Raw genomic sequence first — 22747 nt, 5'->3', positions numbered from 1 at the left:
CGGCCCCATCGCGCAGGCATTTTCAACCCTCGGCCACTTGTCATATTCAGTCTCACTTCGTCGCAGATAGTAGCCAGCCCAACGCGTTTCCAATGAGGCTGCCCCGTGTTTCAACGTCTTCTGTGTTCGCTGTCCGTTTTGAGCCTGTCCATCGCCGCCGCCCAGGCTGCCGAGAGCACTGCCCTCGATACTCCGCACCTGCGCAGCATCGACAATTTCCGTGATCTGGCCGGCACCACCACCGCGTATTCCACGGCCCACGACGGCACGATGCGCAGCGGTGTGTTCTACCGCTCCAATGCGCTGACGCCGTCGGCGGCGGATCTGACCACGTTGAATGGCCTCGGCATCAAGGCGATCTACGACCTGCGCACGCCGAGTGAGATCGCCGGTACGCCCGATACGCTACTCACCGGGGCGACCTACGAGAACATCGACATCATCGGCAGCACCACGTCCGGCGCGAACATCACCACGGTCTCGTTCAAAAGCACCGCCGATGCCATCGCCATGATGCAGCAGACCAACCGAGCGTTCGTCAGTGATGCGGGGATGCGCAGCCAGTTCACCCGGTTGTTCAATGAACTGGCGAGTGTCGACGGCGCCGCGCTGTTCCACTGCACCGCCGGCAAGGACCGCACCGGTTGGACCGCCGCTGTATTGCAGAGCATCGCGGGTGTCGACAGCGCCACCATCATGAGCAACTACCTGGCGACCAACGACTACACCGCCGCGCGGGTGGCCGCGACCCTCAAGGCGATGCCGGCGAGCATGGCAGCGGTCTATGCGCCGCTGCTCGGGGTCGAGGCCAGCTATTTGCAGGCGGGTTTGGACCAGGTCACCGCGCAATACGGCAGCATGGACAATTACCTCAAGCAAGGCCTGGGCCTGTCCCAGGAAACCCTCTATGTGTTGCGCGGCAAAATGGTCGAATACAACAGCCTGCCGGGCCAGGCCGGCCTGATCGGCAACGCCGCTGCCGGCGCGCAAGTGTTGCAGCAGCTGCAGAACAGCAACCTGTCTGGCACCTACAGCGCCTACAACTACTATCTGCAATCGGCCATCGATGCCGGCAGCCTCGGTGGGGTTGAATCCACCGTCGGCGGCCAGGTGCATGCGGACGCCGCCAGTTATCTGCTGCGTCAAGGTGCGATGATCGACCAGGCGTCGGCGCCGTTCAGCAGCGGCACGGACCTCAAGGTCGGCCAATACCGGTTATGGAGCACCGCGCTGGCGGGCTATCTGGGCACGGACGGCTCGGCCCACGCCGCCAGCAGCAACGAGCACAGCCAAGGGTTGATGGTTGGCCTGACCCAGCGCTTCTCCGAACAATTCAGCGCCCATGCCGGCTTCGGCTACAGTCGCGGTAACGTCGGCGGGGCGGGCGGCGAGGTGGATACCGACCTGACCTTTTTCAGCGTGGGTGCGCGTTATGCGCCGGGCGGTCTGGAACGCGGACTATTTGTCGACGCCGACGTCAATGCCGGTTGGCTCGACTACGACAGCAAGCGCGACCTCGGCGGTGGACTCGGTTCGGCCAAGGGCGACAGCCATGGCAATCTCAGCGGAGCCAGCCTGGCACTGGGCTACCGTTTGCCGGTGAGCGGCATGATCCTCGAACCGAGTCTCGGTGTGCGCGTCAGTCATCTGGATGTGTCGGGCTTTCAGGAGAAGGGCAGCGAACTGGCCCTCGATGTCGATGGCCTCCAGGCCACCCGCCGCAGCGCCGTGGCCAACCTCAAGGCCTCGTTCGCACCGATTGGGATGGGCGCCTGGAGCCTGGCGCCGGGTGTCGAAGTGGGTTACGAGCATGTGCTGGGCGATCACACCGTCGACAGCGAAGGCCACTTGCTGGGCCTGGACATCGAACAGCGTGCCGCCTTCGACAACCGCGATCAGTTCACCGGCCGCGTTAATCTCATGGCTAACCTTGGCGCGCTGAGCGTGGGTGCTGAAGTCGGCGCCAGCGGCGGAGGTGACAGCCACGGCTTCAGCGGCGGCCTCAAGGCCAGTTATCTGTTCTGATCAACACCCAAACTGTGGCGAGGGAGCTTGCTCCCGCTGGACTGCGCAGCAGTCCCCTGCTTTTCAGATAGAGCAGGGGGCCGCTTCGCGACCCAGCGGGAGCAAGCTCCCTCGCCACAGGTTGCTCGTCGTGTTCAACGCCGGTTTTTCAGGCCGTTTTTCGCCTCCGCCGGGCTGATACCGTAAGCGCTCTGGAAGTACTGGCAGAACCTGCCGACATTGCTGAACCCATATCGCACGGCCACCTCGGTCACGGACATCAACCCACCGTCCGCCAGTGCAGCATAGGCGCGCTCCAGACGCACCTGCCGCTGATAAGCCACGATCGACATCCCCATAAATCGCCGAAACCCCTCCTGCAAAGCACGCTGGCTGACGTTGCTCAGCCGCGCCAGCTCCGTGCCGCTGACCAGGTTGTCGGGATGTGCCTGAATGTACTCGACCGCCCGCTTCACATGCCGTGGCGCAATCAGCGGCTCAGGGCGGCGAAGGGCTTGGCTGAAGTTGTGCGGCCAGGCCTCCAGCACCGCGTCCACCAGCATTTCCCGAAGGCGCGAGGGCATCAGCGTGCCGGCGTTGATCAGCAGGTCGAATTCGGTGCCCGTGGCCAGATCGATCAAAGCCTTGATGCCCTGGAAGGCCGGGGAATCCAGATCCACCTGCGGCTCGAAAATCAGCTTGTTCAAAATCGGCTTGCCCAGCAGCGTCGACAGGCGTTCGGTGATCAGCCCGCGCCGGATCGAAATTCCGTGCTGCGCATGGTTGTCGATAAACCGCATCGAGCGGATATCCGCCTTGTCGATCGCCAGCCCAACGTGGGCAACGCCTACGGACTCGGTGCGGTGGTTGAAGACAATCGTGCCGGCGGTGGGAATGACGAAGGTGATTTCATCCACGGGATCGGGAAAAGCCACCGTGAAGTCGCCTCGATAATGCATGCGGCGAAAACTCACGCCTTCGTGCCGGCCGTAGACCCCTCCGATGATGATGTGCCCCGGCGGGGGCGGCGTGTCGGCGTAGCGGTTGCCGAACATCTGCGAGAACAGCGCACCGAAGTCGTCGCAGCGCATGTCGTTGGACCTGAGGATGATTGACTGGCGTGTCGAAGTTGAGAACACCTTGAGGGGCACCTCGGGCAGGGCAATTGGGGGCAGGGCGGGGAAGTTAGCAGGCGGGCGTGACAGGTGTGTGACGGGGGTTGTTTGGGCTATTTTTAACAGGCCCATCGCATGATTTCAGAGGAGACGCAACATGGACCGATTCACTGGCGGTTGCCTGTGCGGCAATGTCCGGATCGAGGCATCGGGCCGACCCTACCGCGTCGGCCTGTGTCACTGCCTCGACTGCCGCAAGCACCATGGCGCGCTGTTTCACGCCTCGGCGATTTTCCCTCAGGACGCGGTGACGATCGAGGGCGAAACCCGCGACTACGCCGGACGCTGCTTCTGTCCGCGCTGCGGCTCGTCGGTGTTCAACCGCAGCGCCGACGAAATCGAAGTCAACCTCGGCTGCCTGGACGCGCCCGACCAACTGACGCCCACCTATGAAAGCTGGACGGTGCGTCGCGAGGCATGGTTGCCGGCGTTTCCGCTCGCGCGGCGGTATGCGCAGGATCGGGAAGGCACGGGGCGGTTTGAGGAATGAGTGATGCGCACGCGTCATTGCACCAGGTAAGCGGCCTGTGAATCATGCAGCGGGTGTGCCAGTTTGAGGGCCTGTTGGATGACTCGCCGTTCCTCGCTTGTTAGCCGCTTCCGGCCCATCTCATGGAAGGTGCCACCGGGGTCGATGTGCACTGAAAAGAGCCCGATCAGCTCGTCGCCGGATTCCTCGAGGATCAATTCCAGGTGCGCCTCGTTCGAGGTGTTCGCCGTTAAATAGGTGAATCCTTCAACGACCGCACGACCACACCAGTGCAGCTCATCCCACGCCAAAAAACTCCCTTGCGCGCTGCCAATGCCTTGCAGATTCCAGGACGTCGAACCCTCCCGAGATGCTTGCAGCGCCGGCAGCAATCGTTCGCAGGAGAGGATCTCGAGTTCGTACTTGCGGTCGCTATCTGGAGTGGAATGCGGGGACGCATGAGCGGCGCCGACAACGTGTGCTTTCAAGAAGTGGCTTTGAGCAATTTCGGACGGTTGTTCACTCCAGCCATTCAAGTCGGACACGGGCGGGCACCAGATCAGCAGAATGGTTGCACCGGCTTCCAGGCGGTCGTCGCGATCAAAGAACGCGAATGTCTTTTGACCAACGGCCGGCACGATATCGTTGAGGTGGATGACCGGGGCGCTGTAATCAACGCCTGAATCCAGCGACCAGAACCTCGGGCGGTAGATTTTTATTTGCGCTGCTCGGTCACATGCCTCAGCGCTCATTAACCACCGCCGTGCTATCGCGCAACGTCACTTCAAACGGCAACACCACGTGCCGTTGGGCAATCGGTTTTTTCTCAATCAGGGCAATCACCATCTCGACGGCTTTCTGACCGAAGGCTTCGGCGGGCTGGGTGATGGTGGTCAGGGGCGGGTCGCAGTACGCCGCGAACGGGATGTCGTCGAAGCCCACCAGCGAAATGTCCTCGGGGACCCGTAAGCCCTGTTGCTTGATTCGTTTCAACGCGCCGATGGCCATTTCATCGTTTTCGCAGAACAGCGCGGTGGGACGTTCGGGCAGCGCTAGCATCGCTGCGGCACCGTCATGCCCAGCCTTCAAGCTGAAATCACCGTGGCAGATCAGGGCCGGGTCGGACGCGATGCCGGCGTGGTGCAATGCGTCCTGATAACCGGCCACGCGGTCGCGGGTCAGCGGGCTGCTTTTCGGGCCTTTGATCAGGCCGATCCTGCGGTGGCCCAGTTCGAGTAAATGCTCGGTCATGGCCCTGGCGGCGGCGCGGTTATCGAGGCTGATGGTGGGATGGCGGCCACCCTGAATCACCTCGCAGGCGTTGACGATGGGCGGTAACTCGGCGTTGGGCAGGGGTGATTCAAACGGGTCGTAGGCGCGCAGCTGGATCACGCCGTCGGCCTGATGGGCGTACACCAGCGCGGCGAATTCCCGTTCGATTTCCTCCCGGCCCTGGGTGTCGCACAGCAGCAGTCGATAGCCGGCGGCCTGGGCGGCTTGTTGCGCGCCGCTGATCACACGGGCGAAAAAGATATTGGCAATGGCCGGCACCAGAATCACCAGGTTGCCGGTCCGGCGCGAGCGGAACTGCACCGCCATTTGGTTCGGCCGATACCCGGCTTGTGCCACGGCGGCGGTGACCTTGTCCCGCGTCTCGGGGAGCACGCGCTCTGGCGACGCCAGTGTTCTGGACACCGTGGCCACCGAGACGCCGGCCAGCCGGGCTACTTCACGGATATTGGACAAGCTCACCTCGATTTCGAACAGCGCGGCCGGCGAGCTTACCGCAGGTCGGCCTTGGGCTGAAATGTCCGGGATTTTTTAATCCGGGGTTTGACACCTCGCTTAACTCGGCCTAAATTTCGGCCACGATGTAACCGGTTACATCATAGCCAGTCTCCAGCCGCTTAAAACAGAGAAGAGTTGCGATGAATGTTCCAGTGGCAAAAATAAGAATGGGCTTTGTCGGGGGCGGCGAGGGCGCTTTCATCGCCCAGGCCCATCGGCAGGCCGCCGGGCTCGACGGGCGTTTCGAGCTGGTCTGCGGGGCATTCAGTCGAGATGCACAAAACAACCTGAACAGCGGTGCCGCGCTTGGTTTGCCTGCATCGCGCTGCTACAGCGACTGGCAGCAGATGATCGAGGCCGAGCGCTTGTTGCCCGCAGAACAGCGCATGGAACTGGTGGTGATCGTCACCCCCAATCACCTGCACGCGCCCGTCGCGAGTCAGGCGCTGAGCGCGGGTTTTCACGTGTTCAGCGAAAAACCTGCTGCACTGAATCTGGCCGAACTGCTGGCGCTGAAAGAGCACGTCATTCGCAGCCATCGCCTGTACGGCCTGGCCCACACGTACCTGGGTTACCCGATGGTCTGGCAGGCGCGGGAGATGGTGCGCAACGGCGTAATCGGTGCGGTGCGCAAGGTCATTGTCGAGTATCCCCAGGGCTGGCTCAGCCAGGATGTGGCCGGGCAGGGCAACAAGCAGGCCGAATGGCGCGATCAGCCGGAATTGTCCGGGTTGGGCGGCTGCATTGGTGACATCGGCACCCACGCCTTTTCCCTCGCGGAGTTCGTCGCCGATCAACCGATCCAGCAGCTGTGCGCGATGCTGGGCGTGCACATCCCGGGCCGGCAACTGGACGATGACGCCTCGATGTTGTTCAAGATGGCCGGCGGCGCGAGCGGCGTGTTGATCGCCAGCCAGGTCTGCGCCGGTGAAGAAAACCCGCTGAAGATTCGGGTCTACGGCGACAAGGGTGGGTTGGAATGGCGCCAGGAAGAACCCGCCAGCCTGATCCACCGCGCCCTCGATCAACCCCTGCGCATCTTGCGTTCCGGCCTTGGCCAGCCCTGGTTGTGCGCGGCCGCCACCCGGCGCATGCGCTTGCCTGCCGGCCACCCTGAAGGCTATCTCGAAGCCATGGCCAACCTCTACGGCGATTTTGCCAACGCTATTCGTGGCGAGGTCGCGGGCAACGACGCCCCTGGCGTGCCCGGTATCGAGGTGGGACTGCGCGGCATGGCCTTCATCGAAACGGTGATCGCCAACCATCGTGGCGACGCCAAGTGGACCGAATTGGTGTGCACCCCATGACGCTGGAGAATCTTGCCGTGAACGATCAACCCAAAACCATAAAAGGCCTGCGTGGCCCAGGGATTTTCCTCGCGCAGTTCATGTCCGACGAAGCACCGTTCGATAACTTGACCAACATTGCCCACTGGGCGGCGGCGCAAGGTTACAAAGCCATTCAATTGCCGACCCTCGGCACTCAATTCATCGACTTGGCGCTCGCCGCCGAAAGCCAGGATTACTGCGATGAATTGAAAGCCGTTTGCGCCCAGGCCGGCGTCGAGATCAGTGAGTTGTCGACGCACCTGCAAGGGCAACTGGTGGCGGTGCATCCGGCGTTCGACACGCTGTTCGATGACTTCGCCCCGGCCCATCTGCGCGGCCAGCCCCAGGCCCGAACCGAGTGGGCCATTGAACAATTGAAGTTGGCCGCCCGCGCCAGCCAGCGCTTGGGATTGAACGCCCACGCGACGTTTTCCGGTGCGCTGCTCTGGCCCTACATCTACCCGTGGCCGCAACGGCCGAGCGGTCTGGTCGAGCAAGGTTTCGCCGAACTGGCCAAACGCTGGTTGCCGATCCTCGATTGTTTCGAAGAGGCCGGGGTCGACCTGTGCTACGAAATCCACCCCGGCGAAGACCTGCACGACGGCGCATCGTTCGAGCGTTTTCTGGAGGCCGTTGATCATCATCCGCGCGCCGCCATCCTCTACGACCCGAGTCATCTGCTGCTCCAGCAAATGGACTACCTGGGCTTCATCGATCGCTACCACGAGCGCATCCGCATGTTCCACGTCAAGGACGCCGAGTTTCGCCCGGATGCGCGTTCGGGTGTCTATGGCGGTTATCAGGGCTGGGTCGAGCGGCCGGGACGTTTCCGTTCCCTGGGCGATGGCCAGATCGATTTCAAGTCGATCTTCAGCAAATTGACCCAATACGACTTCACCGGTTGGGCCGTGCTGGAGTGGGAATGTTGCCTGAAGGATTCGGCGCAGGGCGCCGCGCAAGGGGCGGCATTTATTGAGCGGCACATGATCAACAAGACGCAAAAGGCCTTCGACGATTTCGCCAGTGTGTCGGCCGATGAAGGTTTCAATCGACGATTGCTGGGGTTGCCCGACGCCTGATCACAACCTTGCGTGACCCGCTCTCCAACAAGAAAAACAATAAGAAGGTGACAGTTATGACCACGATGACCGCGCGATTGAGCGCCATGATGTTCCTGCAATTTTTTATCTGGGGTGGCTGGTTCGTCACCCTCGGTACGTTCCTGGCCAGTAACCTGGGCGCCAGCGGCGGGCAGATCGGCATGGCGTTCTCGACCCAATCCTGGGGCGCGATCATCGCGCCGTTTGTGATTGGGTTGATCGCTGACCGATTCTTCAATGCCGAGCGCATCCTCGCCGTGTTGCACCTGATCGGCGCCGTGTTGCTGTACCAGCTCTATCGCGCCCCGGACTTCAGTACGTTTTACCCGTATGTGCTGGCCTACATGATGATCTACATGCCGACCCTGGCACTGGTCAATTCAGTCGCGTTCCGGCAGATGAGCGACCCGGCCCTGGAGTTTTCCCGCATCCGCGTGTGGGGCACCATTGGCTGGATCGTGGCGGGCGTGGTGATCAGTTTTGTCTTCGCCTGGGACTCCCAGGCCGCCATTTCCTCCGGCGGGTTGCGCAATACCTTTTTGATGTCGGCGATCGCGTCGCTTGTGCTCGGGCTCTACAGCTTTACCTTGCCGCGCACCGCACCCCTGAAGCCTGAAGCGGGCAGTGGCGGCCTCAAGCAAATGCTCGGGCTGGATGCCTTGGGTTTGCTGAAAGATCGCAGCTACCTTGTGTTCTTTATCGCCTCCATTTTGATCTGCATTCCGCTGGCGTTTTATTACCAGAATGCCAATCCGTTCCTGGCAGAAATTGGCGTCACCAACCCTACGGCGAAAATGGCCATCGGGCAGGTTTCCGAAGTGCTGTTCATGCTCCTGTTGCCGCTGTTCATTCATCGCTTCGGCATCAAGATCGCGCTGCTGGTGGGGATGTTGGCCTGGGCCTTGCGCTACCTGCTGTTCGCCTACGGCAACAATGGCGACCTGGCCTTCATGCTGTTCACCGGCATCGCCCTGCACGGCATCTGCTATGACTTCTTCTTCGTCTCGGGCCAGATCTACACCGACGCCAAAGCCTCGGAACGCTTCAGAAGTTCCGCTCAAGGCCTGATTACCCTGGCGACCTACGGCCTGGGCATGTTGATCGGCTTCTGGGTCGCAGGGCAGGTGACCGACCACTACGCCTCGGCCAGCAGCCATGACTGGACAAGCATCTGGCTGTTCCCGGCAGGGTTTGCGTTGGCGATCTTTTTCTGTTTTTCACTGGCCTTCAAGGGGCGGCAAGCGGTGGCTGTGCAGTCGACCGTTTGACGATCGCCCCTGGAAATGGCCGCTCACTGTTTGCTTGATTGCTCTCTGATCTGCGTCAGGCTGAGTCGAGGGGTCAATGCTTCGGGGTCGACTCTGACTTCAATCAACGATGGCCGGGACATGGTCAGGCAGCGCTCAAAGGCGGGCGCAAAGTCGGAGGTCTCGGCGACCACTTCGCCATGCAATCCATAGGCTTGGGCCAGTGCAGCGAAATCCGGGTTGTGCAATTGCGTACCGGACACGCGCCCAGGGTAATTGCGTTCCTGGTGCATTCTGATGGTTCCGTACATGCCGTTGTTGACCACCACGAAAATCACATGGGCCCCGTATTGCGCGGCGGTGGCGAGCTCCTGACCATTCATCAAGAAGCAGCCATCCCCGGAAAACGAAACCACCACGCGATCCGGGCAGGTCAGTTTGGCGGCCACGGCAGCCGGCACGCCGTAACCCATGGAGCCGTTGGTGGGGCCTAACTGGGTGCGGTAATGGCGGAACTGATAGAAACGCTGAAGCCAGACGGCGTAGTTGCCAGCGCCATTGGTCAGGATCGCGTCATCCGGGAGCCGGCGATTTAACCACTCAATGATGTCGGCCATTTGCACTGGGCCAGGGGAGGGTGTGTGTTCCAGGTTTTGCAGATAATGCTGATTCAGCGCGCGCGTCCACTCACTGGTTTTTTGCGGGCTTGCGGGCGCCAGTCCTGCGGCGGCTTTCGCGAAACACGACATGCTGCTGTTGATCGCCAGCGCAGGCTGGTAGACCCGTCCCAGCTCTTCAATGCCTTGGTGAATATGAATCAGGGTTTGCCTGGGGACGGGAATATCCAGGGCCGCGTACCCGCCCGTCGAAACTTCCCCCATTCGCGAGCCGACGACCAGGAGCAGGTCAGCCTCTTTCACGGCTGACGACAACTGTGCGGACGCCGCGAAGCCAAGATCGCCGGCATAGTTGGGGTGTCGATTATCGAACAGGTCCTGACAACGAAAGGAGGCGGCCACCGGGAGATGTTGCTGTTCTGCAAAAAGGCGAATGTCCTGCACGGACTCGGCATCCCAGCCGCTGCCGCCCAACACCATCAATGGACGTTCCGATTGCTCAAGCAGGTGCTGCATGGCCGCCATTTGCTCGGCTGCGGGCGTCATCAACACCCGTTTGAACGCACCGGCATCACTGACCTCCGCCATTTCGGTCAGCACGTCTTCTGGCAGTGCGACCACGACCGGCCCCGGCCTGCCATTGACCGCTCGGTGAAACGCCTGGCTTACGAGTTCGGGAATTCTTCGGGGGTCGTCGATTTGTACGACCCACTTCGCCAAGGGGCCAAACATCTGGCGAAAATCAACTTCCTGAAACGCTTCGCGATACTGCTGATCGCGAGCGACCTGGCCAATGAAAAGGATCATCGGTGTCGAGTCCTGGAAGGCAGTGTGGACGCCAACCGCGGCGTTGGTTGCCCCTGGGCCGCGAGTCACGAAGCAGATGCCCGGCTCGCCAGTGAGCTTGCCGTAGGCCTCCGCCATATAGGCCGCCCCGCCTTCCTGGCGGCAGACGATCAGGTCGATGTCTTCTTGCACGTCATGCAATGCGTCGAGAACCGCCAGGTAGCTTTCTCCTGGAACACAAAAAGCCCTTTTGACGCCATGAATGCGCAAGGCATCCACCAATATCTGACCTCCGCTACGACGAGAAATGGTTTTATTCATTGTGATCTCCTGAGGCGAATGGTGAAGAGGAAAAGGGCTCACTTTCCGGCGGTTCTGACGCGTTCAAATGGAAGAGCAACGGGTAACGTCTGCGCCCGATTCTGAGCATCATCGCGTGGGGGGACAAACGATGATTGCTCAGCACTTCATTCCCTCAGCTATTGAAGTCGGACTGAATAATGGGACGTTATCCTTCGCTGGCCCAAACCCCGGTTGCCGCCGTGCGCCGGACATAATCGCCAAAGTCCCGCGCCGGCCGGCCCAACGCCCGCTGCACGCCATCGGCTACCGGCGTGTTGCGGCCATCGAGCACGGTGGTGAAGAGATACAGCACCAGGTCGATCACTTCCGCTGGAAGCTCTGCCTGTTCCAACGCTTGGCGATAATCGTCCGCCGGGACTGAGGCGAACTGAATTTCACGCTGGGTCTCACGGGCGATTTCCTCGACGGCTTCGGCAAACGTCAGCGCGCGTGGGCCGGTCAGTTCATAGAGTTGGCGTGAGTGTCCGGGTTGGGTCAGCGCCGCGACGGCGATTTCGGCAATGTCTTCGGCGTCGATGAAAGGCTCGGCGATAGTGCCCACGGGCAGGACGAGCGCCCCTTGCTGGATGGGTTCGAGGAAGTGCGCTTCGCTGAAATTCTGGAAAAACCAACTGGCGCGCAGGATCGTCCAGTCGACGCCGCTGTTCTGTATGACTTGTTCGGCCTGTTCAGCTTCGACCTCACCGCGCCCGGACAGCAACACCAGTTTACTGACGCCGCTGTTGACCGCTTGATCGGTGAAGGCCTTAACCGTTTCGAGCGCACCCGGGACGGCGAGGTCGGGTTGGAATGAAATGTACACCGCGTGAATGCCATCCAGCGCCGCTGCCCAAGTGCTTCGATCTTCCCAGTCGAAGGCGGGACTCGCCGCCCGTGAACCCAGGCGAACGGGCCGCCCGGCAGCTTGCAGACGCAGGGCAATTCGCCGTCCGGTTTTGCCGGTGGCACCGAGAATCAGGATGGTTTCTTGTTGGTTTTTCATCGTTTCATCTCCCTCGGGTTAATGTGAGTGATACTCACGTTAAAAAGATGATAGACCCTCATGTTTTGCTGTCAACGGGCAGAATTGCCAAGCCCGACGTACGGCAAATACCCCTGTAGGAGCTGTGGTGTCCATGTATCGGTCCGATGCTAAAGTGAGCCTATGTCATGTTCTCGTCCGGGAGATTTACCCCAGTGCCCAAGAAAACCCTCGAAGCCGTCGAACCGCCTGTCGCAGAGCCGACGCGGCGCACTCCCACGCAGCAGCGCAGCCGCGAGCGCCAGGAGCGGATTCTCGCCGTCGCCACTGATTTGATCGCGAGCAAGGGCAGTGACCAGGTCAAGATGAGTGAGATTGCCGAGCGTTCAGAGATCTCGATCGGCTCGCTGTATCAGTACTTTCCGGACAAGAGCTCGGTGATTCGCACGTTGGCCGAGCGCTACAACGTTGAAAGCCGTCGCTGTATCGAAGAGGCGCTGGTTGCCGTCGAGGACGCGCAAGGATTGCGAACGGCGTATTCCGAGCTGCTCGATCTGTATTACGAAATCGTTCTGGCGACACCGGCCATGCGTGATATCTGGTCCGGGATGCAGGCGGACAAACAGCTCATGGCGCTGGAGTTGCAGGAGAGTCGCGTGGCGGGCGGTTTATTGAGCGATGCGATGCTGCGGGTGTTTCCCGATAGCGATGCGCGGCAGGTCCGGGAATCGGCGTTCCTGATCTGGCATCTCGGGGAGGCGACCATGCGCCTGGCCGTTTCATGTTCCCCGGAGGAGGGACGTGGCCTGGTCGAGGCTTTCAAATCCATGTCATTGCGCGAAATCATGGCGCCGGGGGCCGGATCGAGTGAGTCTGATCCAGCCGCCGACGAAATCAGCTAAGCCAGATCATCGGCCTGGTGCCGCTCAGGCACCTGGCTCGCCTCGTCGCCCCACGTCCGGTTGACGCGTTGCCCACGGATGACCGCAGGCCGATTGGCAATCTCCTCGGCCCAGCGCTGCACATGGGTGTATTCGTGCGCCGACAGAAACTCGGCCGCCGAGTACACGTTGTCCCGCACCAGTTGGCCGTACCAGGGCCAGACCGCAATATCGGCGATGGTATAGGTGTCACCGGCCAGGTAGGGGCTTTCACCAAGACGACGATCGAGGACATCCAGCTGACGCTTGGCTTCCATGGTGAAGCGGTTGATCGGGTACTCGAGCTTATCCGGCGCGTAGGCGTAGAAATGCCCGAAACCACCGCCCAGGTAGGGCGCAGCACCCATTTGCCAGAACAGCCAGTTGAGGGTTTCGGTGCGTCCGGCCGGATCAGTCGGCAGAAAGGCGCCGAACTTTTCCGCCAGGTACAGCAGGATCGAACCGGACTCGAACACTCGGATGGCGGGTTCAACGCTGCGGTCCAGCAATGCGGGGATCTTCGAGTTCGGGTTGATCTCGACAAAGCCGCTGGAGAACTGGTCACCTTCGCCGATGCGGATCAGCCAGGCGTCGTACTCGGCGTCGGTATGCCCCAGCGCCAGCAGTTCTTCGAGCAGGATGGTCACCTTCACGCCATTGGGCGTGGCCAGCGAATACAGCTGCAACGGATGCTTGCCTAGGGGTAACGCCTTGTCATGGGTCGGCCCGGCAGTCGGGCGGTTGATGCTGGCGAATTGGCCCCCGGACGGCGCGTTATTTTTCCAGACCTTGGGCGGAACGTAGGACGCTTTGCTCATGAGACGAACCTTATCTAGTGTGCTTGCCGTGATCACGTGGACCGCGGATGGACAGTTCGTGGGGACAAGCATCATCCCCGTTGTTCGGCCACCAACAGCAACGACTGCGGCACAGGGCTTTGCGGGTGCTGCGGCTCCTGCAGGCCGGCCAGCCGAAACCCGGCCATGTCCAGCGCATTGAGCCAACTGGACAACGTGCGAAAGTACCACGGCATGGGTTGCCATTGCCCCTTGAACCCGGCAAAGGTCTCTTCCCGCCAGCCATCCTGATAATCGCCCGCCGCCACCGCCCACGGATGCAGGGTCTGGATCACCAGCGCGCCGCCCGGGGCGAGCAGGGCGTTCATCGCGGCGAGCAGCGGAATGATGTCCTGATGCAGCAGGGCGAAGTTGGCGCAGATCAAATCATAGCCACTGCCGATGTCCACCTGCGCCTCGACCAACTGTTTATAGCTTGCCACCTGCACCGGCTCAGACCCCGCCGCCCGCGCCGCCTCAACCAGCGTCCCATCGCCATCCACCCCGACCGCCTCGATGCCCCGTTTCGCCAGGGCCCGCAACAGCCAGCCTTCGCCGCAGCCCAGATCAAGCACGCGCTCGGGTTGCCGGCCGAGTATCGCCAGCAGGATAGCCTGGTCGGTGACCTGGACACGGCTTTCGAGCGTGCCGTTGCGGATGGCTTCGATCCAGGACTGGGCGTTGTGGTGCCAGCTCTGGAGAAGGGTGGATTCGGGGCTGGGCATTTCGATCTCCGGAGTCGGGGGGTGGATGGAAGGATAGGACAAGCGCTCTATTTGACGAACCTGAGGCACGCAAAACCTGTCTTGATGCGCAGCTGTTGTATAGGTTCGACGCTCTCTTGAGTCCCGGCTTTTTTGACGACGTTAATTCCGCAGTGATATTGGTCATTGGTGAAGATTGGCAGAAGGCCTGGCTTGGACTCACTCCAGGCGCCTGCTTGCACGGTGTAAATAGCGCCTGCCTGAGGGGTGAAGGAGAAGGGTATCCGGCATATCGTTCCTGCGACGACGTTCTCGTACGTCAATACCAACTCCTTACCCACGGCCACCTGCGATTCGATGAAGTCATCGGCCAGGGCATTCAATGACGAACCCCCCGCATAGCAACCCTTTTCATTGAAGGTTATGGCGTCCAGGCTGGTCCCGCGTGTGTATTTCAGGCGAACCGTGGCCGAGGGTTCATCCGGCTTGGGAAAGTCGTACGGCTTGCCCTGAAAAATTGAAGTACAACCACTGAGCAGTACTGCTCCAGCCAGTAACGCGCACAAACCAGACTTGCCATTGCTGTACATCAACCGCTCCTTTGATACCGGCGGACGTCCCTGAAAACTTCAGAGGCCGGGTGTTATTGAATGATGGCCTTATGGTACTTGATCTTGTGAAGGTCCAGTCAGCAGGGCAAAAAACACAGCAAAAACCCGCAACTCAGTGCGGGTTTTTTTTACGTATGAAAGACGCGCTATCCCTTACACGCCGGTAGCCAGTTTTCCCGTCGACAACCGACGCTTGTAGGCACTGTCCCGACTCGCCAACCAGAAATACAACGGCGAAGTCACCAGCAACCCCACCACCCAGGACAAGTCCGCGCCATTGATGTGCTCGGAAATCGGCCCGACGTACAGCGGTGTGTTCATGAATGGAATCTGCACGATGATCCCGATCACATAAGCCAACAGTGCCTGCGGGTTGTAGCGGCCATAGATCCCGCCATCGACGTGGAAGATCGAGTCGATGTCGTACTGACCTTTGTGGATCGCGTAGAAGTCGATCAGGTTGATCGCGGTCCACGGCACCAGGACCACCAGCAGTACCAGCACCATGTCGACGAAGTGGCCGATGAAGTCCGCCGAGGCACCGACGGCGGCGAAGCAGCAGGCGCCGAGGACGATGATCGAGAGCACGGCGCGGCTCTTGGCGGTGGGGATCCAGCGGTAGGCGAAGGTTTGGATCAGGGTGATCAGCGACAGCACGGCGCCGTAGAGGTTGAGGGCGTTGTGGCTGATGACGCTGAGCAGGAACAGCACCAGCATCAATGGGCCGATGGAGCCGGTGGCGAGTTTGACCGCGTCCATGGTGTCCATGCCCACGGGTGTGGCGAGGACGGCGACCGCGCCGAAGATGAACGAGAGGCTGGAGCCGAGCACGGTGCCCAGATAGGTGGTCCAGAACGTAGAGGCGACGGGGACGTCCGCCGGCAGGTAGCGCGAGTAGTCGGAGACGTACGGTGCGAAGGCGATCTGCCAAAGTGCGGCCAGCGATACGGTGGCCAGCCAGCCGGAGATGTTGAAGCTGCCGCGGGTGAGGAAGTCGGTGGTTTGCACGTGGGTGAAGATGTAGCCGAAGCCGAGCACGATGCCGGCACCGAGCACCCAGGTGCCGATGCGGTTGAGCACGTGGATGAAGCGGTAGCCGATGATGCCGATGATGCCCGAACCGAGGGCGCCGATAACGATGCCCACCGGTACCGGCACGCTGTCGACCACGCCGTGCAGGGACTTGCCGGCGAGGACGATGTTGGAGGCGAAGAAGCCGATGTACATGACCCCGGCGATCAGCACCACCAGCAGCGCACCGAGGGAGCCGAATTGGGCGCGGCTCTGGATCATCTGCGGGATGCCCATCTGCGGGCCTTGCGCTGAGTGCAGCGCCATCAATACGCCGCCGACCAGATGCCCGACCAGAATGGCGACGATGCCCCACACCAGGTTCAGGTGGAACAGTTGCACACCGAGGGCGCCGGTGACGATGGGCAGCGGCGCGATGTTGCCGCCAAACCAGAGGGTGAACAGGTCCCGGACCTTTCCATGGCGATCTTCCGGGGGAACGTAGCCGATCGTGTGTTTCTCGATCAGCGGGGCGGAGGTTGTTGCAGAGGTGACCATGACGAACTCCAAGGCAAAGTGAGTACGTGGACGTACTTCGGTGAGCGCCGCGTGGGCGACGCTTTTCTTGTTGGAGTGATGATGTGCAATGCACCGGGATAGATAAATTAGTAAGTTTGTTGCCTTAAACCTTAAAAAATATATGCCCGGGGTTTGGGTGGGTCCGGTATGTTCTGGGTGCGGTGTGTCTGGTTTCAGATCCGGCCGATGCTGAACCTGTAGGAGCGAGGCTTGCCCGCGAAGACGGTCTGACATTCAACATTCTTGTCGACTGACACACCGCTTTCGCGGGCAAGCCTCGCTCCTACAGGGCGTGTGTGGTGTGTGTTTTTCTGGAGGTCCGCATGGCCGCTTACAACCTGCGCCAGCTGCGCTATTTCGTCACCACCGCCGAGTGCGGCAGCGTGGCGGAAGCTTCGCGCAAGCTGTATATCGCCCAGCCGTCGGTGTCGACGGCGATCAAACACCTGGAAGAAAGCTTCGGCGTGCAGCTGTTTATCCGCCATCACGCCCAGGGTGTTTCGCTGACGCCCAGTGGCTCGCGGTTTTACCGCAAGGCGCTGGAGCTGTTGCGGGTCGCGCACGAGTTTGAGCAGAACGCGCTGGCGGACAATGACGTGGTGGCCGGGCAGATCGATATCGGCTGCTTTGAAACCGTGGCGCCGCTGTACCTGCCACGCTTGATCGCCGGGTTCAAGGAGCGCTGGCCGGGGGTGGAGATCCGCATTCGCGATGGCGAGCAGCAAGAGTTGGTGCAGGCCCTGACCGCCGGCAGCATCGACCTGGCGATGCTGTTCGAGCACGATCTGGACAGCACGATCGAGACCGTTTCCCTGATGCCGCCGCAACAGCCTTACGCCTTGCTGCCGGCGGACCACCGCTTCGCACAACAGGCAAAAGTGTCGCTGGACGACCTGGTGCTGGAGCCGATGATTTTGCTCGACGTGGTGCCGAGCCGAACCTACTTCGTGAGCATTTTCGAAGAGCGCGGGCTGACCCCGCACATCGTTTTCAGCTCGCCTTCGATCGAGATGGTGCGGGGCATGGTCGGGCGCGGTTTTGGTTTTTCGATTCTGGTGACCAAACCGTTTTCGCCGTACACCTATGACGGGCAACAACTGGTGTGCATCCCGCTCGCGGAAACGGTGACGGGCTCGGGGTTGTCGGCGGCGTGGCTCAGAAGGTCGCAACTGACCAAGCCGGTGCAGTTGTTCGTGGATTATTGCCAGGAAGAATTGGCCCGACTCTATACCTGACGGTCGGGCCCGACACTCAGCAAATCGACAGCAACATCCGTTGCAGCAGGGCATCGCAGCCGTGCAATTGTTCAACGCTGACAAACTCGTCCGGCTTGTGACCTTGATCCATGCTGCCTGGACCGCAGACCACCGTTGGAATGCCTACCGCATCAAACAGCCCGCCCTCGGTGCCGAATGCCACCGTCCCGAATTCCCGTGAACCCGAGAAGGCGGCGATCAGTTCAGCCGCTTCGCTGTGCGCATCGGTTGCCAGACCGGGATAGGCCGACAACTCACTGAAGCGGATGGCGCTGTGCTCGCTCACGGCGCGCATGCGTGGCAAGACCTGTTGCTCGGCATAAGTCTTCAGTTCCTGCGCCACATCGTTTGGATCAAACGAGGGCAGTGCGCGGACTTCAAAATCGAAACGGCAATCGGCCGGGACGATGTTCAACGCCTTGCCACCGGAAATCACCCCGGTTTGCACCGTGCTGAACGGCGGATCAAACCGCGCATCGTGATGCTCCGGCGCCTTGAGCCGCTGGCCAATCCGCCCCAGTTCACCGATCAATTCAGCGGCGTATTCAATCGCATTGACCCCTAGCGGCGCGTACGCCGAATGGCAGGCTTCGCCATGAATGTCGCAGCGCATTGCCAGTTTGCCCTTATGACCCAACACCGGTTTGAGCTCGGTCGGCTCGCCAATGATGCACAGCATCGGTTTGACCGGGCGCTGTTCCAGCGCTTTGAGCAGCGAGCGCACGCCAAGGCAGCCGACTTCTTCATCGTACGAAAGCGCGATGTGCACCGGCCGCTGCAACGTGGCCTTCACCAGCGACGGCACCAACGTGAGCACGCAGGCGATGTAGCCTTTCATGTCCGCCGTGCCGCGGCCGTACAGCTTGCCGTCGCGCTCGGTGAGTTCGAAGGGCGCCACGGTCCACGGCTGGCCGTCGACGGGCACCACATCGGTGTGCCCCGACAGCACGATGCCCGGCACATCCGCCGGGCCGATGGTCGCGAAGAGGTTGGCCTTGCTGCGCTCGTCGTTGTAGACCAACTCGCACGGCACCTCGAAGCGGGCGAGGTAGTCGCGGACAAACTCGATCAAGTGCAGGTTGGATTCGCGGCTCGTGGTGTCGAACGCCACCAACGTTTCAAGCAAATCGCGGCTGGTGCTCATCGGTCGTCTCCGGCGACGCCGTAGCCAGGGGATCTGTCGGGCGCAAGAGCGCGGTCGATGTAGTCCTGAAGCTGCGGGCGATAGGCGTCCCAGAGTTTTTCAAGTTGGCCAATCGGGTCTTCATCGGCCCAGTCCACCCGCAGGTTGACGATCGGCCAGGTCAACTCGCCGACCACCACCATCGCCGCCGAATGCACCGGCCCGGCTTCACCACCTGCCGCGATGGCCGCTTTCATCGCTGCCAGCAAGCGATCAGCCAACTGACCTTCACCTTGCTCGAAGGCGCGGACCATGGCCTCGATCACCGAACGATCCGCCAGCATATTGCCGGCCGCCACGCATTGTTCGCCGGATACGGCGTTGTGGGTGCCGAGGGTTTCCGAACCACTGAAATGCGCGGTGCGGCCGAGGTGGTCAATCGCGGTGACCTGGCGATATTGGCTGTAGCCGTTGCGGGTCAGGACTTTGTCCAGCGCATCCGCGGGCGCGAGGCCTTGCTCCATGAGCGCGAGGGTTTCCGGGCCGAGGGATGGCAGGGTGATGTTTTGCGTCGAGACCGCGCCGACGCCGGGCTGCAGCCACGGGCAGCGGGCGCCGACGGCGATGCTGGAGGAACTGATGGCAATGCCGAGCTGGCCGGTGTCGGGGCAGCGGGCGGTGATGGAGAAGGTCATGGGTTTTGCTCCTTGTCTGGCCTTGGAGAAAGTGTTGTTTGGGCGGACGCCTTCGCGGGCAAGCCTCGCTCCTACATTTGGAAAGCGTTCCCCTGTAGGAGCGAGGCTTGCCCGCGAAGGCCGCGCCTCGGTCGACCTGCGCTTACTCGGGAATCACTGCAATCACATCAATCTCCATCAACCACTGCGGTTGCCCCAACGCCGACACCACCAACCCGGTCGAAATCGGAAACACCCCTTTGAGCCACTTGCCGACTTCCTGATACACCGGCTCGCGGTAACGCGGATCAATCAGGTAGGTCGTGGTTTTGACAATGTGGCTCAGGTCGCTACCGGCTTCTTCCAGCAGCTGTTTGACGTTGCGCATGGCCTGTTCGGCCTGTGCACGCGGGTCGCCAAGGCCCACCAGCTTGCCATCGAAATCGGTGCCGACCTGGCCGCGAACATAGACCGTGTTGCCCGCGCGGACCGCTTGGCACAGGTCATTGTCCAGGCTCTGGTTCGGGTAGGTTTCCTTGGTGTTGAACATGCGAATACGGGTGTGGGTTGGCGTGGACATGTGAAGCTCCTGAACAAGAATTAAGCGCTGACGATGGTTTTGTGGGCGACCTGGGCGGCTTCGGCTTCGGCTTCACGCTGGTCGGCATCGCGGTAGTCGAGGTACGAACGCTGGATGGCGATGTGATCGGCGACGTACTTGGCGTCATGCCAGACACCCCAGATAAACGACGAGCCGCGACGGGACTGCCAGGGCAAGCCGAGGAAATACACGCCGGGCTCGCTCGATACGCCACGCTGATGCTGCGGCTTGCCGTTGTCGTCGAAGGCGTTGACCTTCAGCCAGCTGTAATCCGTGGCAAAACCGGTAGCCCAGATGATCGAAGTGACGCCGGCCTTAGCCAGATCGAGCTCAAGAACCGGGTTACTCACACAATCCGGGTCCGGGAAGGTATGCCGAGCTTCAGGTTCTTCCGGCAGGTCCAGGCCATTGCGCTCGATGTAGGCGTCGGCGGCATCGAGCAGCGCCTTGTAGTTTTCATCGCCGCGCGCCAGGTTGTCCGCCAGGTTGGGCTGGAAGGTCGCCACGGCGCCATTGAACGACTGGGTCAGGCCGACCAGGGTCATGCCGCGATGGGCCAGGCCACGGAAATCCACGGTGCGACCACCATGGGCGCCGCTGACCGCAATGGTCACGTGCTCGCGACCCGGCTTCATCGCCGCTTGATCCCATTCGCCGAGTACGCCCAGCCACCAGCAGAAATCCCGGTTGCGATAGGCGCGAGGAGGGCGGTCGTGCGCACCCACCGAGAGGTAAACCTTCTTGCCGGCGCCCTGTAATTCATCGGCGATCTGCACCCCCGACGACCCGGCGCCCACCACCAGCACAGCGCCTTCGGGCAGTTGCTGAGGGTTGCGGTATTCGGCGGAATGGATCTGGGTGAACGGCGCGTCTTTCGGCGCAATCGGCGGGATCACTGGACGCTGGAACGGTCCGGTGGCAGCCACCACGCGGTTGGCTTCGATCACGCCTTCGGAGGTTTCAATGGTGAAACCCGGGCGACCGACATTGCGCTCGACCTTCAACACGTCCACGCCAGTGCGGACCGGGGCGTTGAACTTCTTGGCGTAGGCTTCGAAATAATCGGCTACCCGCTCTTTCGGGGCGAAGCCGTCGGGGCTCAGATCGTCGAATTCCATGCCGGGAAAGCGATCGTGCCAGGCCGGACCATTGGCCACCAACGAATCCCAACGCCCGGTGCGCCAGCGTTCGGCAATCCGATTGCGCTCCAGCACCAGATGCGGCACCCCGAGTTTGCTCAAGTGTTCACTCATGGCCACGCCAGCCTGACCGGCGCCAACGATCAGCGTGTCTATTTTTATTGTTTCAGTGGTCATCTCTTTACCCTTCGAAGTGGGAGTCAGGTCGGTTATGGCCTGCCATCTCTTGGGTTCAAGACTAGGGTTCACCCCGGTATCGGTAAAATATTATTAAGCTGGGAACTGAGCATAAATAACGGATGCAGAGCGTTTGGCCCTGGCTTTAGCAGGCTGGAAGGGAGAGATTGAGCCATGAACAAACAAACACTCAGCGACACTTAACGCGCCTACATCGACTGTCTCAACCTTTTAAGGGTATCGACTACTTCACTTTCCAGTGACCGCCACCCGACTCGCAATCAATCCTGGCTTGCTCGAAGTGTTCTACGCCGTAGTAATAGGTCGTCACCTGGGCATTGTCGGGAATGTTCAGCGACTTGGCGTTTTTGTCCTTGCTGGTGGAATGCGGGTTGGCCAGGGATTCCTGGGTCAACGTGGCGATGCAGGTGGCCTGGTAATGATCGGCGCAGTGTTCGACCTTTTTCTTGGTGCTGCTGAGCATGTCCTTGCTCTCGTTGCTGCAGGACCAATCGATGGCATTCACCGGCATGCCTTCGTACTCATAGCAACTATGGGTTTCGACGGCAGGCACCGAAGGGCTCCCGGATCGGGTCAGCACGTCACAGCCTTCAGCCATGGCCCAGGCGGGACTCAGGCTGGCGATCAAAAGCAGAAGCAGGCATCTACTGTTCATCGGTGTTTCCTCTTCAGTGGCGCTCAACCCGATCAAGGATCAGCGCTTATGAAGTTTCGAAACGCGATGAGGTGCGGGGTTCAATTCGTTTTTGACCCGCGGTGGTGGCGCAGGCAGGAACACTTTGTGGCGAGGGGGCTTGCTCCCTCGCCACAGGGGGATAAGGCGCGATCAGGCTTTGCTGGCGGCCAGGTAAGCACCCAGTCGGCTGCCCATTTCAGCGCCCAAGGCCTGCAAGCCACTCAATGGGCGGACCATCACTTCAAATTCAACGATTTTCCCTTCTTCATTGAACCGGATCATGTCGATCCCTTTTAGCTCTTTGCCGCCGACCTGTGCGCTGAACTCGAGTACGACATTCAAACCATCCGCTGTCGCCAATTCGCGGTGGTATTCAAAATGCTCGAAGACATTGACCACGGTGTTCAGAATCATTGCCACCACGGCTGCGCCCGGATAAGGCGTGTGCGCCATGGGCGAGCGGAACACGGCTTTCGGGTCCAGCAATTCGGGCAAGGCCTGCAAGTCACCCTTGCGGATCATCTCGTGCCATTGCTTCAAGGAAGCTGCGGCTTTGGGGTGCAGGTTCAGTTCAGACATGT

Annotated in this window: 22 protein-coding genes; 7 read left to right on the top strand and 15 right to left on the bottom strand. The window is 61.0% G+C overall.

Annotated features, from left to right (window positions below):
• The first annotated feature begins 105 nt into the window (after window positions 1–105).
• Window positions 106–2025, top strand: a complete 1920-nt coding sequence (locus tag HKK52_RS07430) for a tyrosine-protein phosphatase (RefSeq protein WP_169370250.1) — start codon at window positions 106–108, stop codon at window positions 2023–2025.
• Between the two features lie 134 nt (window positions 2026–2159).
• On the opposite strand, the gene HKK52_RS07425 is transcribed toward HKK52_RS07430, so the two are convergent.
• A complete protein-coding gene (locus tag HKK52_RS07425) occupies window positions 2160–3095 on the bottom strand; it encodes an AraC family transcriptional regulator (RefSeq protein ID WP_429527162.1) in 936 nt (311 codons plus the stop codon).
• A 181-nt stretch (window positions 3096–3276) separates the two neighbouring features.
• Between HKK52_RS07425 and HKK52_RS07420 the strand changes: the two genes are divergently transcribed.
• Window positions 3277–3669, top strand: coding sequence for a GFA family protein (locus HKK52_RS07420; protein WP_169370249.1), 393 nt, complete (start codon window positions 3277–3279; stop codon window positions 3667–3669).
• A gap of 14 nt (window positions 3670–3683) precedes the next feature.
• Here HKK52_RS07420 and HKK52_RS07415 read toward each other — a convergent pair whose 3' ends face one another.
• Together HKK52_RS07415 and HKK52_RS07410 are read right to left on the bottom strand one after the other, a co-directional pair.
• Entirely contained in the window at window positions 3684–4400 is a 717-nt protein-coding gene (locus HKK52_RS07415; protein ID WP_237150729.1) for a hypothetical protein, read from the bottom strand.
• Window positions 4390–5394 (bottom strand): LacI family DNA-binding transcriptional regulator, encoded by a 1005-nt coding sequence (locus HKK52_RS07410; RefSeq protein ID WP_169370248.1) that lies wholly within the window; start codon window positions 5392–5394, stop codon window positions 4390–4392. Before HKK52_RS07410 ends, HKK52_RS07415 begins: the two co-directional genes overlap by 11 nt.
• A gap of 182 nt (window positions 5395–5576) precedes the next feature.
• Here HKK52_RS07410 and HKK52_RS07405 point away from each other — a divergent pair, with 182 nt between their 5' ends.
• Genes HKK52_RS07405 through HKK52_RS07395 form a run of 3 tightly spaced genes read left to right on the top strand, consistent with a single transcriptional unit; the run spans window position 5577 to window position 9132 of the window.
• Window positions 5577–6743 (top strand): Gfo/Idh/MocA family protein, encoded by a 1167-nt coding sequence (locus HKK52_RS07405; protein ID WP_442962280.1) that lies wholly within the window; start codon window positions 5577–5579, stop codon window positions 6741–6743.
• Window positions 6740–7843 carry a sugar phosphate isomerase/epimerase family protein gene (locus HKK52_RS07400; RefSeq protein ID WP_169370247.1) on the top strand — a complete coding sequence of 368 codons (1104 nt, stop codon included), beginning with the start codon at window positions 6740–6742 and terminating at the stop codon, window positions 7841–7843. Before HKK52_RS07405 ends, HKK52_RS07400 begins: the two co-directional genes overlap by 4 nt.
• 56 nt (window positions 7844–7899) lie before the next feature.
• The gene (locus HKK52_RS07395; protein WP_169370246.1) at window positions 7900–9132 is read left to right on the top strand and encodes a nucleoside permease; all 1233 of its coding nucleotides are present in this window, start codon (window positions 7900–7902) and stop codon (window positions 9130–9132) included.
• 23 nt (window positions 9133–9155) lie between these two features.
• Here the strand turns inward: HKK52_RS07395 and HKK52_RS07390 are convergent, their stop codons facing one another.
• Both HKK52_RS07390 and HKK52_RS07385 read right to left on the bottom strand, forming a co-directional pair.
• Window positions 9156–10835: a thiamine pyrophosphate-binding protein gene (locus HKK52_RS07390; RefSeq protein ID WP_169370245.1), complete on the bottom strand. Its 1680-nt coding sequence runs from the start codon at window positions 10833–10835 to the stop codon at window positions 9156–9158.
• Window positions 10836–11022: 187 nt separating this feature from the next.
• On the bottom strand, window positions 11023–11859 hold the full coding sequence (locus HKK52_RS07385) for an NAD(P)H-binding protein (protein WP_169370244.1): 837 nt from the start codon (window positions 11857–11859) through the stop codon (window positions 11023–11025).
• 194 nt (window positions 11860–12053) lie between these two features.
• Here HKK52_RS07385 and HKK52_RS07380 point away from each other — a divergent pair, with 194 nt between their 5' ends.
• Window positions 12054–12740: a TetR/AcrR family transcriptional regulator gene (locus HKK52_RS07380; RefSeq protein ID WP_169370243.1), complete on the top strand. Its 687-nt coding sequence runs from the start codon at window positions 12054–12056 to the stop codon at window positions 12738–12740.
• Here HKK52_RS07380 and yghU read toward each other — a convergent pair.
• From yghU to HKK52_RS07360, 4 genes are all read right to left on the bottom strand, one after another.
• A complete protein-coding gene (gene yghU / locus HKK52_RS07375; RefSeq protein ID WP_169370242.1) occupies window positions 12737–13576 on the bottom strand; it encodes a glutathione-dependent disulfide-bond oxidoreductase in 840 nt (279 codons plus the stop codon). The genes HKK52_RS07380 and yghU overlap by 4 nt on opposite strands.
• A gap of 71 nt (window positions 13577–13647) precedes the next feature.
• Entirely contained in the window at window positions 13648–14319 is a 672-nt protein-coding gene (locus HKK52_RS07370; RefSeq protein WP_169370241.1) for a class I SAM-dependent methyltransferase, read from the bottom strand.
• A 47-nt stretch (window positions 14320–14366) separates the two neighbouring features.
• Entirely contained in the window at window positions 14367–14888 is a 522-nt protein-coding gene (locus HKK52_RS07365; protein WP_169370240.1) for a hypothetical protein, read from the bottom strand.
• Window positions 14889–15062: 174 nt separating this feature from the next.
• Entirely contained in the window at window positions 15063–16478 is a 1416-nt protein-coding gene (locus HKK52_RS07360; protein ID WP_169370239.1) for a purine-cytosine permease family protein, read from the bottom strand.
• Window positions 16479–16822: 344 nt separating this feature from the next.
• Between HKK52_RS07360 and HKK52_RS07355 the strand changes: the two genes are divergently transcribed.
• Window positions 16823–17734 carry a LysR family transcriptional regulator gene (locus tag HKK52_RS07355; protein WP_169370238.1) on the top strand — a complete coding sequence of 304 codons (912 nt, stop codon included), beginning with the start codon at window positions 16823–16825 and terminating at the stop codon, window positions 17732–17734.
• Between the two features lie 16 nt (window positions 17735–17750).
• Here the strand turns inward: HKK52_RS07355 and argE are convergent, their stop codons facing one another.
• The 6 genes from argE to HKK52_RS07325 all read right to left on the bottom strand — a co-directional run bounded on the left by argE (window position 17751) and on the right by HKK52_RS07325 (window position 22745).
• Window positions 17751–18899 carry an acetylornithine deacetylase gene (argE, locus tag HKK52_RS07350; protein ID WP_169370237.1) on the bottom strand — a complete coding sequence of 383 codons (1149 nt, stop codon included), beginning with the start codon at window positions 18897–18899 and terminating at the stop codon, window positions 17751–17753.
• Window positions 18896–19573 carry a DUF1028 domain-containing protein gene (locus tag HKK52_RS07345; RefSeq protein WP_169370236.1) on the bottom strand — a complete coding sequence of 226 codons (678 nt, stop codon included), beginning with the start codon at window positions 19571–19573 and terminating at the stop codon, window positions 18896–18898. Before HKK52_RS07345 ends, argE begins: the two co-directional genes overlap by 4 nt.
• Before the next feature lie 142 nt (window positions 19574–19715).
• Window positions 19716–20132 carry a RidA family protein gene (locus HKK52_RS07340; protein WP_169370235.1) on the bottom strand — a complete coding sequence of 139 codons (417 nt, stop codon included), beginning with the start codon at window positions 20130–20132 and terminating at the stop codon, window positions 19716–19718.
• Between the two features lie 20 nt (window positions 20133–20152).
• Window positions 20153–21505, bottom strand: coding sequence for a flavin-containing monooxygenase (locus HKK52_RS07335; protein WP_442962288.1), 1353 nt, complete (start codon window positions 21503–21505; stop codon window positions 20153–20155).
• A 208-nt stretch (window positions 21506–21713) separates the two neighbouring features.
• Entirely contained in the window at window positions 21714–22145 is a 432-nt protein-coding gene (locus tag HKK52_RS07330; RefSeq protein WP_169370233.1) for a hypothetical protein, read from the bottom strand.
• Between the two features lie 171 nt (window positions 22146–22316).
• Window positions 22317–22745, bottom strand: coding sequence for a nuclear transport factor 2 family protein (locus HKK52_RS07325; protein ID WP_169370232.1), 429 nt, complete (start codon window positions 22743–22745; stop codon window positions 22317–22319).
• Window positions 22746–22747 lie beyond the last annotated feature (2 nt).

It is taken from the genome of Pseudomonas sp. ADAK2 (assembly GCF_012935755.1).
GTDB lineage: Bacteria > Pseudomonadota > Gammaproteobacteria > Pseudomonadales > Pseudomonadaceae > Aquipseudomonas.
This window is presented reverse-complemented; position numbering and strand designations above follow the sequence as displayed.